Below are 14,400 nucleotides of genomic sequence, written 5' to 3'. Positions count from 1 at the left end.
GCGGCGGCGCAGATGGCGGCTGGGATGGCGACGACAGCGATGGCGACAGCGGGTGCAGCAGCGACAGCGGCGGTGACAGTGGCGGTGTCAGCGGCGGTGACAGTGGATGCAGTGGTTGCGGCGGCTGCGGCGGGGGAGATTGATCCGACATGTTGAACGACGTCAACTGGCTGGCCACTGTGCTGGCGGCGCTTTTCGGCTTTCTGGTCGGAGGCATCTGGTATGGCCCGGTGATGGGCAAGCGCTGGATGGGGGCGGTGGGGCTAAGCGAGGATCAACTGCGCCAGGGCAACATGGCGTTGATTTACGGCGGCGCATTCGTGTTCAGCCTTATCGCCTCGATTTTTCTCAGTCACATGTTTACCCGGCTGGGCGATCCGCCATTTCATGTCGTGATGATGATCTCGGTTGGCATGGCCATCGGCTTTGTCATCCCGGCGATGGGTACCAACTACCTGTTCTCGCACAAAAGCCGCGCGTTGTTTTTCATCGATGCGGGCTATTGGCTGCTGTTCTATGCCGCAATGGGGCTGGTCCACGGTTATTTTATCGGTCGCTAGCCTGGCAATGACGGTCAAGCCCTGGTGCGGTAACCGCTGATGATTCCGAAAATGAAGGCCATAAACAGGGCGAGCTGGACATGCCCCTCCGGGTCAACCCACCCGATCATCTCATGCCCGAAGGCAAACAGTGCAACAAACATCGCCACGGCCAGCATCGTCATACAGACTCCCCCGTAATGAATATATTCTAGATGTGTCTGGTTGCGCGGAGCTTGTTAACAACGGTTAACGGCGGTGGCGCAATGCGCGGCCCCTTGCCTGGGGGAACGCGCGCGCTATAGGGCGGAAGCTGAGCTCAGGATCAAAAAGGACGCCCCGCAATGAAGGCCCGTATCCATGTCACCCTGAAAGAGGGCGTGCTTGATCCGCAGGGCAAGGCGATTCATCACGCGCTTGAAGGCCTCGGCTTTGCCGATGTGCATGATGTCCGCGCCGGACGCCTGATCGAACTGACGCTGGCTGATGGCACCAGCGAGGCCGATATCGAAGCGATGTGCCGCAAACTGCTCGCCAATATGGTCATCGAGAACTATCGGATCGAGCTGGCCTGATGAAATCTGCGGTTATCACCTTCCCCGGATCGAACTGCGACCGTGACCTGGCGGTGGCAATCGAGCGTGTCACCGGCCATGCGCCGCTGCGGCTGTGGCATGGTGACCAGTCAGTGCCCGACGGGCTCGATCTGATCGCGGTGCCCGGTGGATTTTCCTACGGAGACTATCTGCGTTCGGGCGCGATGGCCGCACGCTCGCCGATCATCGCCTCTGTTGTCGAAGCGGCAACGCGCGGCGTTGCAGTGCTGGGTATCTGCAACGGCTTCCAGATCCTCACCGAGGCTGGACTGCTGCCCGGCACATTGATGCGCAATGCCGGTATTCGTTTCGTCTGCCGCACCGTGCCGCTGCGGGTGGAGAACACAGCGACCATCTTTACCCATGGCTATGCGCCGGGTGAGACGATCAACATTCCGGTGGCGCATCATGACGGCAATTACTTCGCCGATGAGACGACGCTCGACCAGATCGAGGCGGAAGGCCGTGTCGCGTTTCGTTATGCCGATGCGGTGAACGGTTCCGCCCGCGATATTGCCGGCGTGCTGAACGTGAAGGGCAATGTGCTGGGCATGATGCCGCATCCTGAACGGATGACCGAACCGCTGCACGGCGGGACAGACGGTGCGCGGCTGTTTGAGTCACTGGCGCAATCGGTGCTGGAGCGCGCCTGATCGCGCCGGGTCAGCCGTAGGTCGTTTTGCGATACTCGGCAAACAGATCGTGGACATCGTCGGCGCCCATCGGCCGCCCATAAAAATAGCCCTGGATTTTCTTGCAGCCCAGCCCGCGGATGATGTCCACCTCGTGCTGCGTCTCAGCGCCTTCGGCCGTTGTCGACATGCCAAGGCTATCGGCCATCGCCACCACCGCACGGATAATGGCGATGCTTTCCGGCAGATCCCTCGCCGCCCCCTGCACAAAGCTGCGATCAACCTTGATCGTGGTGAAACGCGTCTTGCTGAGATAGCCCAGCGCGGAATAGCCGGTGCCGAAATCGTCGAGCGACAGTCCAACGCCGAGCGCCAGAATGCCGTCGAGCGTTTCGCTGGCGCGCGAGCCTTCGCGCAGGAACACGCTTTCGGTCACTTCAAGCTCAAGTCGCTGCGGCGAAAGCCCGCTCTCGGACAGCGCTTCGACGACCGTCTCGATAAAATCGGCTTCATAAAGCTGTTCAGCCGAGACATTGACCGCGACCTTGATATTGCCCGGCCACAGCACCGCCTCTTTGCAGGCGCGGTGCAGCACCCAGTTGCCGATGGGCACGACCAGCCGCGCGTCTTCCGCCAGCGGGATAAACTTGCTCGGCGAAACCTGGCCAAATTCAGGGTTGAACCAGCGCAGCAGCGCTTCGAACCCGACCAGTGATTCGCTCGCCGCGTCAACCACCGGCTGGAATGCGAGAGTAAACTCGTCCTTTTCCAGCGCCTTGCGCAGTGCGATTTCCATCACCCGGCGCTCTTCGGCATGGCTGTGAAGCTGCGGCTCATAGGCATTGTGGCGGCCGCCACCTTGGTCCTTTGACCGATACAGCGCCAGATCGGCGCTGCGCATCAGCATTTCTACGGTGCGACCATCGCGCGGGCCGATGGCGCTGCCGATGCTCGCGCCGATAAACAACGTATGCTGGTCCACCTCATAAGGCCGCGAGAGTACATCGACAATGCGGCCGGCCAGTTCGCTGAGGCGCTGGCTGTCGCCAAGATCGCGCATCACCACGGCAAACTCGTCACCGCCGAGCCGGCCGCACATCTCGTTCTTGCCCATCAGCGAGCGCAGCCGCAGCGACACCTGCGCCAGCAACCGGTCGCCGACCACATGGCCCAAAGTATCGTTGACCGACTTGAAGCGATCGAGATCGAGCATCAGGAAGCCGCAACGGCAGTTCCACTTTTCGCATTCCGAAATTGCAAGGTCGAGCGCCTCTGTGATCTGCAGGCGGTTGGGCAATCCGGTCAGGGTATCGAACCGGGCCATGCGCGCGATCTTTTCAGCGCTCTCGCGCGATTCGGTCACATCCGAACCGACGCCGCGAAATCCGATGAACCCTCCGGCATCGTCAAATTTCGGGGATGCCGAAAGCTCCCACCAGCGCACTGCAGTTTCACCCTGCATCTTGACGATCAGGTTGGAGAAGCTTTCGCGCTTGGTCAGCTTGTCGGCGAGCATATGCAGGCTTGAGGGCAGCTTGCCGCTCTCCCAGTTTTTGCCCGCGATCAGCTGGGTCAACAACATGCCCTCAAGCGCTTGTGCTTCCATTCCAGCGGCAAAGGCAAAACGCTGGCTGACATTGACTATCCGGCGCTGCTTGTCGATCTGCCACAGCCAGTCGGCATCTCCTTCCTCAAATTCACGCAGCAGCAGGCTGACAACCTCTTCCTTTTCGGCCAAACCGAATTCAGACACCTTGAACAGCAGATAGGCGCGCGCATTTTCAAAGCCGGAGAGCGCCAGCAAGATTGAAAAACACGCAATCGCGCCAATGGTGACCATGTTGCCAACCTGCCAATAGGCAATCATCGACGCACCCATCAGTACCAGATTGAAGAGCACTGCACCGAGCGGCAGCGCATTGAGCAGCAAAGTGCCGCCAACGACCAGCGCGGCCAGAATTGTCCAGACCGTCGCCAGTTCAACAGGCCCTGCCATCGGCGCGAACACCAGGATCGGTATGGTCCACACCAGCGCAATCAGACTGGTCGCAGCAACGAGCTGCAACACAAACCGACGCGCCACATGGTCATGGTTGGCCATGCCGCTTTGACGATAAACGATCGCGGGAAAATAAAGGGCGAGGCCAAGCATGACCATCCAGCCCACCAGATAGAGGCCGGGGACTATACCAGCGAACAACTGGCACACCAATGTTCCAAGCACCAGATTGGTCATCACCCGCGAAATCGCATAACGGCTGAGACCGGTATACTGGATCGCGCGAAAATGATCCCAATCCGCTTCAGCAGGATTGCGGAGCCCAAGCACTGCCAGAACGGGCAGGCCAGCGGGCGACGACAGCAGAGGTTTCTGATTGCTCACGAGCACCGCCATAACCGTATTGGGTTAGCGAACAGTAACCGTGACATCGCCATGTTTGATTAGGAGCGATTATTGATCGGTGCCGACATGGACGCCGGATGGATCCACGCGGCGCGTGGGCCGTGCAAGACGTGGCCCCACCCAGTTACCAGTGCAGTTCGCAATGCGATGCGGTGGTAAATGGGTGGGTTCGGAACCCTCGTCAATTTTAAAGGACGCGTTGGGTTCAGATCACTGCAAGTATTACGATGGCACTGCTGACAAAAGCCGCTGCCAGATTAAAGGCGATACGCATGACAAACTCCTGCTTGATGTAGAAATTGGCCGTGCAGACATCCCTGCTCCGAAGTGCCAAATAGTCACAGGATGTGGCCAAACAAGTGCAATTTCATTCCTTGCACTTGCAGAAATTGCAACTTTCGATGCTGAACCGCGAAACCTGCAATCGCCTCCCCCTTGAGATTTTTATCTAAAAAACAGAATCTTGCCGTTCCATCACCGCCAATTGCCGATTTGGCGGTTTCTATGCGCAGCCACTGCGCCTAATGTGACGCTGTACGCGGCGCATGACGTGACCGCGCTGCAACAGTGTTTAGGAATTGCAGTGCCAGCCAAAGTCGAATCGCCGACGCCGCTTTTGTGGGACCCGGACAATCTGGTGCGCGCCGTCCAGGCGGCAGGGGTTACGCTCTGGTCGTGGAATGTCGATACCGATGCGCTGACCATGGATGATCGCGCCTACGACCTTTGGGGCATTCCGCATGCGACCGATGTAAGCTTCGAAGATTTGTCAGCGCACATTCACCCTGCGGATCGGGACCGCGTTCGCGCTGCTTTCAATGCGACGCGCGCGATTGTCGGTCCCTATGAGATCGATTTCCGGATCATAATCGGCGATGAACTCAAATGGATATCCGCACGCGGTCAGGGTGACGATGCAGGAATCGTCAAACGAATCATGTTTGGCATCTTTCTTGACGTCACCGGTCGCAAACAGGCCGAAGAGGGGCGCGAATTATTGGCGGGCGAAATGAGCCACCGCGTCAAAAACCTGCTCGCCATCGCCTCGGGGCTGGCGGTCATCACATCGCGATCAACCCAGACGACCGCCGAGATGGCAGAGGAGCTGACGTTGAGGCTGACGGCACTTGGCCGTGCTCATGATCTTGTGCGCCCTGTGCCGGGGCAAACGATGGCGGCATCGGCGCTGCTGGGGGATCTGCTGACGGTGCTGCTGGCCCCGTATGATGATCTTGGCGCGTTCAGCGGACGCATCCGGGTATCCGTGCCACGCATGAGCGTCGGCGATTCGGCCACCACCATCTTTGCGCTGATCGTGCATGAACTTGCCACGAACTCGCTCAAATATGGCGCGCTGTCGGTCGATACCGGCACGCTCGACGTCGCTTGTTCGGCGCATGATCAGGCGGTCACAATCGTCTGGACCGAGCGTGGCGGACCGAAGGTCAAAGCCCCGGAAGATAAGGCAGGCTATGGCAGCAAGCTGGTTGAACGCAGCGTCAAGGGCCATTTGCGCGGCTCCATCGACTATGACTGGGCCGAAAGCGGACTGGTGATAACGCTGAAAATCAGCCCGGAGCGACTTGCTGCATGAACATCTAGCACGGAATAATATGATTAATTACGGCCCAAACCAACATTTACGCACGCCATCAACAGTAGTTGCGTATCTAAAAAAATAGTTACAAAGTTAACCTGTATTATAAGATATCAACACGTGTCATCATAAACTTCCATAAGCAGCAGAGCAGTGTTTGTTCTGTTTAGCAAGTCGGTAAATTGTTCCATCGATCTGCTAATAAATTTGTATGCAAGAAGGCTATGAAATGACCAGCAATTCCAATGACATCTCCACGTTGAATTCGTTGATTGCAACCACGATTGACAGCGCTGATGGCTATGAAGAAGCCGCCAAGGATTCAGAAAGTGGTCGCTTCGGATCGATTTTTATCGAACGCGCGGCTGAACGCCGCGAGGTTATGACCACCTTGCAGGGCGAAGTACGCAGGCTTGGTGGCGAACCCGAAGATGACGGCACGATGCTGGCCGGCGCGCACCGGGTGTTTGTCAACCTCAAGTCGGTGGTGACCGGCAAGGATGACAAGGCAATCGTCAACGAAGTTGAACGCGGCGAAGATCACATCAAGGCGAAATATGAAGAAGCCATGGCCGACACCGATCTGTCGCCGGAAGTTTCGGGTGTGATCCGCGAATGCTATGCTTCGGTCCGCCAGGGCCATGACCAGATGCGCGACATCAAGCACGCGATGGAAGGCGGTCGCTAAATCCGTTTGGCAGGGAGGTGCCCGCACACCTCCCTGCCATTCTATTTCTAAATGTCTGACAGGCTAGCTTTCAGTCAAAGCGGAAAGCCGCCCACCTTCCGACAACGATTTCCATCGGCGATGCCTCAGCATTTCGCGCCCACTCGGCTCGTCGCAGACCTGCACTCCATTCCTTGCAATCGTCATATTCCATCCATATACCATCCACATGGATGCTAGAGGGATGTTCATTGGATAACAACGTGCACAGGCTGAAGCCGAGAGCCGACAGCGAAAAAATCACGATCAACGTCGGCTTCGTTGATCTTGGCAACATCGATCTGCTGGTACGCGAAGGATTCTTCGCCAATCGCAGCGATTTCATTCGCACCGCGATCCGCAATCAGATTGAACGCCATTCTGAGGCAACGCAGCGCTCGCAGGTGCGTAGTGCTCTTGATCTTGGCATACGCCATTTTACACGCAGCCAGCTTGAAGATGCCGTAGCACAAGGGATCATGCTGGATATTAATGTGCTGGGCCTGGCAACAATTGCCGATGATGTACCAGCGGACCTCGCACGGCGCACGATACGTTCGGTGACCGTGCTCGGCGCTTTTCACGCCAGCACAGCGGTAAAAACCGCGCTGGCCGACAGAACCGGGTAACCCGGCGTCAACACCCCCCATTTCAGGATGAGACCCATGATGAAACTGCAACCCGCCATGGCGGAAGCATTACGATTGACCCGTTCCGGCAGGCTGCACGCGGCAACGCGGCTGATCCAGTCGACATTGATCGGCGGCGGCAGCGGCTACGCCAGCCCACGTACGTCGACGCCCGTTGCCCCTGAGGGCGAGGTGATCGACGTGACACCGCGCCGGATCGCGCTTGCGCCGAACTTTCGCAAAACCACTGCCAAGCCTGCAACGGCCCGTCGCCCGGAATCAGCCGTACACAGCCGCTTTGAGGAGCGCTGCTATGCCGGGCTGGAAGGCGCGATGACCTATTGGCTTTATCTGCCCGCAGGTGCGACGCCTGCCATGCCGCTGGTCGTGATGCTGCACGGCTGCACCCAAGACCCGCAGGATTTTGCGCGCGGCACCGGCATGAACGCGCTTGCTGACGAGCTCGGCTTTATCGTCGCCTATCCATGCCAGCCCGCCGCTGCCAACATGAAAAAATGCTGGAACTGGTTCAAGCCCGGCGACCAGCAGCGTGACCGCGGCGAGCCCGCGCTGATCGCCGCCGTCACCCGCACGGTGATACGCGATCACGATGCAGACCCGGCGCGAATCTATGTGGCGGGCCTGTCAGCAGGCGGCGCAGCAGCGGCGATCATGGGTTCGGTTTATCCCGATGTCTATGCCGCTATCGGCATCCACTCCGGGCTGGCGTGCGGCGCAGCAAGCAGCATGTGGACGGCGTTTTCGGCAATGCGCAGTGGCGGTATGAAGGCTTCAGCGCAAACCGCAGACGAACGGTTTGTTCCGGTGATCACCTTCCATGGCGACAGCGACACCACCGTCCATGCGGTCAACAGCGCGCAGATTGTGGCCGCGGCGACGCTGCGCAGCGACACGCCCCTGACGACGCGCACCGAAAAAGGGGTGTCGCAAGGCAATCGCAACTATTCTCGCACCATCAGCTATGGGCCGGATGATCAGTCGTTGATTGAGGAATGGACCATCCACGGCGCAGGCCACGCATGGTCTGGCGGCGACACATCGGGCAGCTACACCGACTCAAGCGGCCCTGATGCATCGCGCGCGATGCTGACGTTCTTCCTGCAGCACAGCCTGCCCCAGTAATTCGGGGCGGGCCGTTGCCAGCCTATTCCACCGTCACCGATTTGGCCAGATTGCGCGGCTGGTCGACATCGGTGCCCTTGGCGACGGCAACGTGATAAGCGAGCAGTTGCACCGGCACAGCATAGACCAATGGCGCGATCAGCGGGTGGACCTTGGGCATTTCGATGGTGGCAAGGCAGCCCTTGCCAGCTTCCACCAGCCCCTCGCGGTCCGAGATCAGCACCACCTTGCCGCCGCGCGCGCGCACCTCCTGCATGTTGCTCACCGTCTTTTCAAACAGCGGGCCGGAGGGCGCGATCACGATCACCGGCACCGCCTCATCGATCAGCGCGATGGGGCCGTGCTTCATCTCGCCAGCGGCATATCCTTCAGCATGGATGTAGCTGATTTCCTTAAGCTTCAGCGCCCCTTCCAGCGCCATCGCATAGTCCGGCCCGCGCCCCAGATACAGCACGTCGCGCGCCTGCGCGATGGTGTGCGCCATTGCCTCGATCTCCGCGTCATGGCCCAAGGCCTCGTTGATCGCCGCCGGGGCCTCAATCAGATGGCGGACGATCTCGGCCTCCTGCTCGCGGGTCAGGCGACCCTTGGCACGCGCCAGATTGACCGCCAGCGCCGCCATCACCGCCAGCTGGCAGGTGAACGCCTTGGTCGATGCAACCCCGATCTCCGGTCCGGCATGGGTGGGCAGCAGCAGATCGACCTCGCGCGCCATCGAGCTGGTCGGCACGTTGATGATTCCCGCCGTGGTCACGCCGCCCGCCTTCATGTGGCGCAGCGCCGCCAAGGTATCGGCAGTCTCGCCCGATTGTGAGACGACCACGCCGAGCATATCCTCGGTCAACACCGGCTCGCGGTACCGGTATTCTGACGCGACATCGACCTCGACCTGGACCCGTGCCAGCTGCTCAATCCAGTATTTGCCGATCAGGCCAACATAGGACGCGGTACCGCACGCGATAATCGTTACCCGGTTGATCGCCGAGAGTTCAAAGTCCATCTGCGGCAGCGACACCATCTGCTCGACCGAGCGGATGTAGCTTTGCAGCGTTTGCGCCACGACTACCGGCTGCTCGAAAATCTCCTTTTGCATGAAGTGGCGGTGGTTGCCCTTGTCGATCAGCGCGCCGGTGACGCCCGACAATGTGACCTCGCGCTCGACCGGATTGTTGTCGACATCATAGATCTGCGCGCCCTCGCGGGTCAGCACCACCCAGTCGCCTTCTTCGAGATAGGCAATCCGCTGCGTCAGCGGCGCGAGCGCAAGCGCGTCGGAACCCAAATAGGTCTCGTCATCGCCATAGCCCAGCACCAGCGGCGAGCCCAGTCGCGCGCCGATCAGCAGATCGGGGTATTGGCGGAACGCAATTGCCAGCGCAAAGGCACCGCGCAACTGCGGCAGCACGGCCTTGACGGCGTCCTGCGGGCTGTCCCCCGCTTCGATCCGCTCGCTCACCAGATGCGCGACCACCTCGGTATCGGTCTCGCTCTCAAACACGCGGCCGCGTGCAATCAGCGCATCGCGCAACGATTTGAAGTTCTCGATGATGCCGTTGTGGACCAGTGCAACCTCGCTGGTGGCATGCGGGTGCGCGTTGGACGTCGTCGGCGCGCCGTGCGTCGCCCAGCGGGTGTGCGCGATGCCGACATGACCGGGTGCGGGGTCGTGCGCCAGCACATCGACCAGATGTCGCAGCTTGCCCTCGGCGCGCCTGCGCACCAGCTGGCCATCATGGACAGTGCAAACACCCGCTGAATCATACCCCCTATATTCCATACGCTTAAGGCCATCGACCAGATCGCCTACGACATCACGCCGGGCCAGGATTCCAACGATTCCGCACATCGATTTAAGAGCCTTTCAAAGCAGATAGGGAACTCGGATGCCCGGAATCTCTGCCGGAAAATCCTTGGTATTTCGAGTAATCAAGATCGCGCCATTCACCTGCGCCGTCGCAAGAATATAAGCATCCATCAGTTTCATCTTGGTGCGATAGCGAATGTCGGCGGCGGCAAATGCAATCCGCTGATCGATCTCCACCATCTCAAAGTGCGACAGTGCGTCCTGCACCGACCGGCGCGCTTCCAACGCCTCCCCCGCCAGCACCTCGGTCCACACGATCCGGCTGATACGATGTGAGGGATAACGCGCAATCTCGGAATAGGCCTGGGGACGGCGTTTCAGCCAGTCGATGATGATATTGGTATCGAAAAACGGCGCAGACACGCGTTAAATGTCTTCATAAGGTCGGCGATCTTCGCGCATGGCGCGCTGGTATTCAACGCCGTCTGGAATGTCATCCCTGTCCGCCCAAAGCCCAAATCCTTTGTCGATCCAGCTTCGGTCATCCCCGTTCTGGATAAGATACAGCTTGACTGCCTCACGGATCGCGGCGGCACGTGACCGCTTGCTTTTGGCCGCCAGCGCATCAAGCTTCTGAACATCGTCATCTGGAATTTCGGTGAGGATTCTCATGGTCTGTTCTCATATTGCGAGCGATACCAGCGGAAGATCATGGCCAAACCCTGCGCACCCAACCAGCTTTGGCCCGCAACTGATTGGTCGAGCAGCTGTATGCCGTTATCGGTCCTCATTTGCTAGAATGCGCATAATGATATACTGATATCATATCATGATATCATGTCAAGGCTTTGCCCGGTCTGCCTTGCGCTTTTTCATGGTATCATGAAACCGATCCGCCCAACCCGGCTTGACCAGCTGTTCTGCCCGCACCATGCGCATCTCGCCATCCGCGACATCGCGCGACACCGCGCTGCCTGCTGCGACAATCGCATCGCGGCCGATGGTGACCGGGGCGATCAATGCGCTGTTTGATCCGATGAACGCGCCTTCGCCGATCACCGTCTGATATTTGAAATAGCCATCGTAGTTGCAGGTGATCGTGCCCGCGCCGATGTTGGCATTGGCACCGACCGTGGCATCGCCAAGATAGGTAAGGTGGCTGGCCTTGGCACCGACCCCCAGCACCGCATTCTTCATCTCGACGAAATTACCGACCTTGGCCCCCTGCTCCAGGCGCGCGCCGGGGCGCAGCCGCGCGAACGGGCCGACCGCGCAACCCTCGCCGATGGTCGCTCCCGCGATATGGCTGAAGGCGTGGATGGTTGCCCCGTCGGCGACGCTGACCCCGGGGCCGAACACGACGTTGGACTCGATCAATACATCGCGGCCAATCACTGTATCGAAGGCGAACCAGACGGTCTCTGGTGCAATCAAGGTCGCTCCATCGGCCATCGCCTGTGCGCGGCGCTGCGCCTGCCAGATACGCTCGGCCTCGGCCAGCTCGGCGCGCGAATTGATGCCGATAAGTTCGTCCGCGTCGGTTTCCACCACCACAGCACTGTCGTGATCCTTAATCGCCAGCATGACGATATCGGGCAGATAGTATTCGCCCGCCGCATTGTTGTTGCCGACGCGTTCGAGCAGCCCCCAAAGATCGCTGGCCCGCACCGCCGTAACCCCCGAATTGCAGAGCTTGACCGCGCGCTCCTGCTTGCTCGCGTCCTTGAACTCCACCATTTTCGAGATCGTGCCATCAAGCCGTGCGATGATGCGGCCATAGGCCTTGGCGTCATCGGGAACAAAGCCGAGCACTGCGACGCGCGGCGCATCTTCAGCCAGCAGCCGGTCGGCCAGCCGCCGGATCGTCTCCGGCTTCAGAAATGGCGTATCACCAAAACATACGATTGCGATGCCATCAAAGCCCGCCAGCGCGTCTTTGGCCTGCAGCGCCGCGTGGGCCGTGCCCAACTGTTCGGCCTGATGCGCGATGCGCACCCCGCGACCCGCCACCGAGGCCTCGACCTGCTCGCGTCGCGCACCAACCACGACGACCTGCTCTGCGGCCCCCACCGCATCAAAGCTGGCGAGCAGGTGGTGCAGCATCGGTTGACCCGCAATCGGATGCAGCACCTTGTGCAGATCGGACCGCATACGCGTGCCCTGGCCCGCCGCCAGTATGATTGCTGCCAGCGCCTGCTCGCCCATCGTCAAATTCTCCGCGTTTCCCAAAGCAGATGCCGTGCGCCTTGCCACGATCCGCTTGCATCTGCCACCCTTTTCGGGCCATCGCAGCGGCCATGACAGATTTTCCTTACCAGATCATAGGCTTCGACCTGGATGGCACCCTGCTCGATACCAGCCCCGAATTGACCGCGTCAGTCAACCATACGCTGGCGCTGGCAGGGCTGCCGCCGCTCACGCTGGACGAGATCAAGCCGATGGTTGGGCTGGGCGCAAAGCATATGCTGCAGGTCGGGCTTGAGCGGGCGGGCAACAGAGATCCGCAGGCGCTGCGCGACTATCTTCCGGTGCTGCTCGATCATTATGGCGCGCATCTCGGCTCAGCTTCACCGCCATATCCCGGTCTGCTCGATGCGATGGCGCGCTTCGATGCAATGGGGGTCAAGATGGCGGTGGTGACCAACAAATATGAGCGGTTCGCGCTCAAGCTGCTCACTCAGGTTGGCCTGATCGACCGCTTTGGTGCGGTGATCGGCGGCGACACGATGGGCAAGGGCAAGGCCAAGCCCGACCGCGCGCCGATCGACGAAATGATCCGCCGCTGCGGCGGTGAGCCGGGGGTCACCCCCGCCGCGTTCATCGGCGACAGCATCTATGACGTGATGGCCGCGCATAATGCGGGGATCCCTTGCGTGGCGGTAAGTTTTGGTTTCCTGCACCAGCCTGTTGACGAACTGGGCGCTGATGCGATCATCGACCACTACGACGAGTTCATGCCGACGCTGGAGCGAATTGCTTGTCTGTAACTATCCGGCAGTTCGAGCCACGCGATTTTTCCGGGGTGGACCATGTGTGGTCCACCTGCTTTCCTGACGACCCGCCAAATAATTGCGCGGCGATAGCGATTCCGCAGAAGCTCGCATTTCAACCCGAGCTGTTTTGGGTGGCGGTCGACGATGAGCGCGTGGTCGGTAGCATCATGGCGGGCTATGATGGCCATCGCGGCTGGCTCTATGCGGTGGCCGTGCTGCCCACCGTCCAGCGACACGACATAGGAACGCAGCTGGTGAGAACAGCAGAAGATGCCCTGCGCGAACTGGGATGCACCAAGGTCAATTTGCAGGTGCGCGATACCAAAAAGGCAGTTGCGGCTTTCTATTCGCGCCTTGGCTATACCAAGGAACCGAGGGTCAGCATGGGCCGCAGACTTTAGTCAGCCTCGGTGCCCCTTGCGCCATTTGGTCCACAGGTGGCGCGCGAGCATCAACGGCGGCATGCGCAGTGCGTGCGAGCGGATGAAAAATGCCTGACGGGTGAGCTTGCGTGTCTTGCGCCCCCAGCCATCGACTGCGGTGATGCGGCGGAGGAACAGGCGGTCGCTGACTTGGCGTTTGTCGGTACCGTTCTCCGGCGCAAGCCGGAGCCGAGGGCGAGATTGTGCGATCTGACTACTGGATTCCGGCGTTCGCCGGAAAACGATAGGCGTGCCGAACAGCTGCGTCGACAGTCGAAGCGCCCGCGACACCGCTTCGGTCAGCCCATGCAGCCGCGCACGATCCGTCAGCGCTTCTGAAAAACCCGGTTCCTCAACCACAAACTGCCTCACCAGCCGGTCGATGTCCCACAGGTTTCGCATCCCGCCCGACAGATCACCATCGGCAATCAGATGCGCGGCGGCGTGGCAGATGATGTCGGCGGGGGAGAGCACATACAGGCCTGAGGGCAACGCGCGGGCATCGGCGATCAGCGCCGCCGCGACCGGCGTAGGCTTTGCGGTCAGCGGCAGGATGGTGTGGTGCACATCGATCATCCGGTCGCGCTCCGCATGGATCAGCGGCGGCAGCTCGTGCATCCACTGGCGGTAATAGGCATCGTCATAAGGATCGGGCTTCACCCACTCCCAGCCCGCCGCGAGCAGCAGCGCTTCCACCTGATCGAGACCCGCGCGTTCAACCAGAATGTCAAGGTCGCCGATGCTGCGCCCCTGCGCTGCGTCATAGCCCGCCGCCGCAAACGCCGTGCCCTTGAGCAGCACGACCCGTCGCGGATAATCGCCCAGTGCGACGCGCGCGCACTCGGCCTCCCACAATGCCTGGCGCTGGCCTGCCGCATTCGACAGCCGCACATCGGCGAGCACCCGCGCGACTTCTGCGGGCACCGGCAGCTCTG

The 14,400-nt window shown here is 60.2% G+C and carries 16 protein-coding genes; 9 read left to right on the top strand and 7 right to left on the bottom strand.

The features are described from left to right. The first annotated feature begins 149 nt into the window (after positions 1 to 149). Positions 150 to 560 (top strand): DUF1761 domain-containing protein, encoded by a 411-nt coding sequence (locus tag ACEW8G_RS04135; protein WP_373487184.1) that lies wholly within the window; start codon positions 150 to 152, stop codon positions 558 to 560. Between the two features lie 14 nt (positions 561 to 574). Here the strand turns inward: ACEW8G_RS04135 and ACEW8G_RS04130 are convergent, their stop codons facing one another. Next, positions 575 to 724: a hypothetical protein gene (locus ACEW8G_RS04130; RefSeq protein ID WP_373487183.1), complete on the bottom strand. Its 150-nt coding sequence runs from the start codon at positions 722 to 724 to the stop codon at positions 575 to 577. A gap of 159 nt (positions 725 to 883) precedes the next feature. On the opposite strand from ACEW8G_RS04130, the gene purS reads away from it, so the two are divergent. Both purS and purQ read left to right on the top strand, forming a co-directional pair. Next, entirely contained in the window at positions 884 to 1,114 is a 231-nt protein-coding gene (gene purS / locus ACEW8G_RS04125; RefSeq protein ID WP_373487182.1) for a phosphoribosylformylglycinamidine synthase subunit PurS, read from the top strand. Further along, the gene (gene purQ, locus ACEW8G_RS04120) at positions 1,114 to 1,788 is read left to right on the top strand and encodes a phosphoribosylformylglycinamidine synthase subunit PurQ (protein ID WP_373487181.1); all 675 of its coding nucleotides are present in this window, start codon (positions 1,114 to 1,116) and stop codon (positions 1,786 to 1,788) included. The genes purS and purQ overlap by 1 nt, the downstream gene beginning before the upstream one ends. 10 nt (positions 1,789 to 1,798) lie before the next feature. On the opposite strand, the gene ACEW8G_RS04115 is transcribed toward purQ, so the two are convergent. Then, positions 1,799 to 4,162 carry a putative bifunctional diguanylate cyclase/phosphodiesterase gene (locus ACEW8G_RS04115; RefSeq protein WP_373487180.1) on the bottom strand — a complete coding sequence of 788 codons (2,364 nt, stop codon included), beginning with the start codon at positions 4,160 to 4,162 and terminating at the stop codon, positions 1,799 to 1,801. Positions 4,163 to 4,754: 592 nt separating this feature from the next. Between ACEW8G_RS04115 and ACEW8G_RS04110 the strand changes: the two genes are divergently transcribed. From ACEW8G_RS04110 to ACEW8G_RS04095, 4 genes are all read left to right on the top strand, one after another. After that, positions 4,755 to 5,765 carry a sensor histidine kinase gene (locus ACEW8G_RS04110; RefSeq protein ID WP_373487179.1) on the top strand — a complete coding sequence of 337 codons (1,011 nt, stop codon included), beginning with the start codon at positions 4,755 to 4,757 and terminating at the stop codon, positions 5,763 to 5,765. 232 nt (positions 5,766 to 5,997) lie between these two features. Next, complete coding sequence (locus ACEW8G_RS04105) at positions 5,998 to 6,456, top strand: PA2169 family four-helix-bundle protein (RefSeq protein WP_373487178.1); 459 nt, start codon at positions 5,998 to 6,000, stop codon at positions 6,454 to 6,456. 230 nt (positions 6,457 to 6,686) lie between these two features. Next, the gene (locus ACEW8G_RS04100; RefSeq protein ID WP_373487177.1) at positions 6,687 to 7,103 is read left to right on the top strand and encodes a hypothetical protein; all 417 of its coding nucleotides are present in this window, start codon (positions 6,687 to 6,689) and stop codon (positions 7,101 to 7,103) included. A 36-nt stretch (positions 7,104 to 7,139) separates the two neighbouring features. Further along, positions 7,140 to 8,246: a PHB depolymerase family esterase gene (locus tag ACEW8G_RS04095; RefSeq protein ID WP_373487176.1), complete on the top strand. Its 1,107-nt coding sequence runs from the start codon at positions 7,140 to 7,142 to the stop codon at positions 8,244 to 8,246. Between the two features lie 22 nt (positions 8,247 to 8,268). On the opposite strand, the gene glmS is transcribed toward ACEW8G_RS04095, so the two are convergent. From glmS to glmU, 4 genes are all read right to left on the bottom strand, one after another. Further along, positions 8,269 to 10,092: a glutamine--fructose-6-phosphate transaminase (isomerizing) gene (gene glmS, locus ACEW8G_RS04090; protein WP_373487175.1), complete on the bottom strand. Its 1,824-nt coding sequence runs from the start codon at positions 10,090 to 10,092 to the stop codon at positions 8,269 to 8,271. A 15-nt stretch (positions 10,093 to 10,107) separates the two neighbouring features. Beyond that, entirely contained in the window at positions 10,108 to 10,473 is a 366-nt protein-coding gene (locus ACEW8G_RS04085; RefSeq protein WP_373487174.1) for a type II toxin-antitoxin system VapC family toxin, read from the bottom strand. Between the two features lie 3 nt (positions 10,474 to 10,476). Then, on the bottom strand, positions 10,477 to 10,722 hold the full coding sequence (locus tag ACEW8G_RS04080) for a ribbon-helix-helix domain-containing protein (protein WP_373487173.1): 246 nt from the start codon (positions 10,720 to 10,722) through the stop codon (positions 10,477 to 10,479). A gap of 168 nt (positions 10,723 to 10,890) precedes the next feature. Beyond that, positions 10,891 to 12,255: a bifunctional UDP-N-acetylglucosamine diphosphorylase/glucosamine-1-phosphate N-acetyltransferase GlmU gene (glmU, locus tag ACEW8G_RS04075; RefSeq protein ID WP_373487172.1), complete on the bottom strand. Its 1,365-nt coding sequence runs from the start codon at positions 12,253 to 12,255 to the stop codon at positions 10,891 to 10,893. A 92-nt stretch (positions 12,256 to 12,347) separates the two neighbouring features. Between glmU and ACEW8G_RS04070 the strand changes: the two genes are divergently transcribed. After that, a complete protein-coding gene (locus ACEW8G_RS04070) occupies positions 12,348 to 13,037 on the top strand; it encodes an HAD hydrolase-like protein (RefSeq protein WP_373487171.1) in 690 nt (229 codons plus the stop codon). Beyond that, the gene (locus tag ACEW8G_RS04065) at positions 13,028 to 13,444 is read left to right on the top strand and encodes a GNAT family acetyltransferase (protein WP_373487170.1); all 417 of its coding nucleotides are present in this window, start codon (positions 13,028 to 13,030) and stop codon (positions 13,442 to 13,444) included. Before ACEW8G_RS04070 ends, ACEW8G_RS04065 begins: the two co-directional genes overlap by 10 nt. On the opposite strand, the gene ACEW8G_RS04060 is transcribed toward ACEW8G_RS04065, so the two are convergent. Beyond that, a partial coding sequence (locus ACEW8G_RS04060; RefSeq protein ID WP_373487169.1) for a nucleotidyltransferase family protein occupies positions 13,445 to 14,400 on the bottom strand: 956 nt, incomplete at its 5' end.

The sequence above is a fragment of the Blastomonas sp. genome (assembly GCF_041747255.1).
Taxonomy (GTDB): Bacteria; Pseudomonadota; Alphaproteobacteria; order Sphingomonadales; family Sphingomonadaceae; genus Blastomonas.
Note: the sequence above shows the minus strand (reverse complement) of the source record. Positions and strands in the feature narration are given on the sequence as shown.

What these genes read in the sequence shown, in the direction of transcription:
- ACEW8G_RS04105 (WP_373487178.1), top strand. Translation starts at nt 5,998, where the DNA reads ATGACCAGCAATTCCAATGACATCTCCACGTTGAATTCGTTGATTGCA.
- ACEW8G_RS04130 (WP_373487183.1), bottom strand. Translation starts at nt 724, where the DNA reads ATGACGATGCTGGCCGTGGCGATGTTTGTTGCACTGTTTGCCTTCGGG.
- ACEW8G_RS04115 (WP_373487180.1), bottom strand. Translation starts at nt 4,162, where the DNA reads ATGGCGGTGCTCGTGAGCAATCAGAAACCTCTGCTGTCGTCGCCCGCT.
- ACEW8G_RS04135 (WP_373487184.1), top strand. Translation starts at nt 150, where the DNA reads ATGTTGAACGACGTCAACTGGCTGGCCACTGTGCTGGCGGCGCTTTTC.
- ACEW8G_RS04095 (WP_373487176.1), top strand. Translation starts at nt 7,140, where the DNA reads ATGATGAAACTGCAACCCGCCATGGCGGAAGCATTACGATTGACCCGT.
- purS (WP_373487182.1), top strand. Translation starts at nt 884, where the DNA reads ATGAAGGCCCGTATCCATGTCACCCTGAAAGAGGGCGTGCTTGATCCG.
- purQ (WP_373487181.1), top strand. Translation starts at nt 1,114, where the DNA reads ATGAAATCTGCGGTTATCACCTTCCCCGGATCGAACTGCGACCGTGAC.
- glmS (WP_373487175.1), bottom strand. Translation starts at nt 10,092, where the DNA reads ATGTGCGGAATCGTTGGAATCCTGGCCCGGCGTGATGTCGTAGGCGAT.
- ACEW8G_RS04080 (WP_373487173.1), bottom strand. Translation starts at nt 10,722, where the DNA reads ATGAGAATCCTCACCGAAATTCCAGATGACGATGTTCAGAAGCTTGAT.
- ACEW8G_RS04070 (WP_373487171.1), top strand. Translation starts at nt 12,348, where the DNA reads ATGACAGATTTTCCTTACCAGATCATAGGCTTCGACCTGGATGGCACC.
- glmU (WP_373487172.1), bottom strand. Translation starts at nt 12,255, where the DNA reads ATGGGCGAGCAGGCGCTGGCAGCAATCATACTGGCGGCGGGCCAGGGC.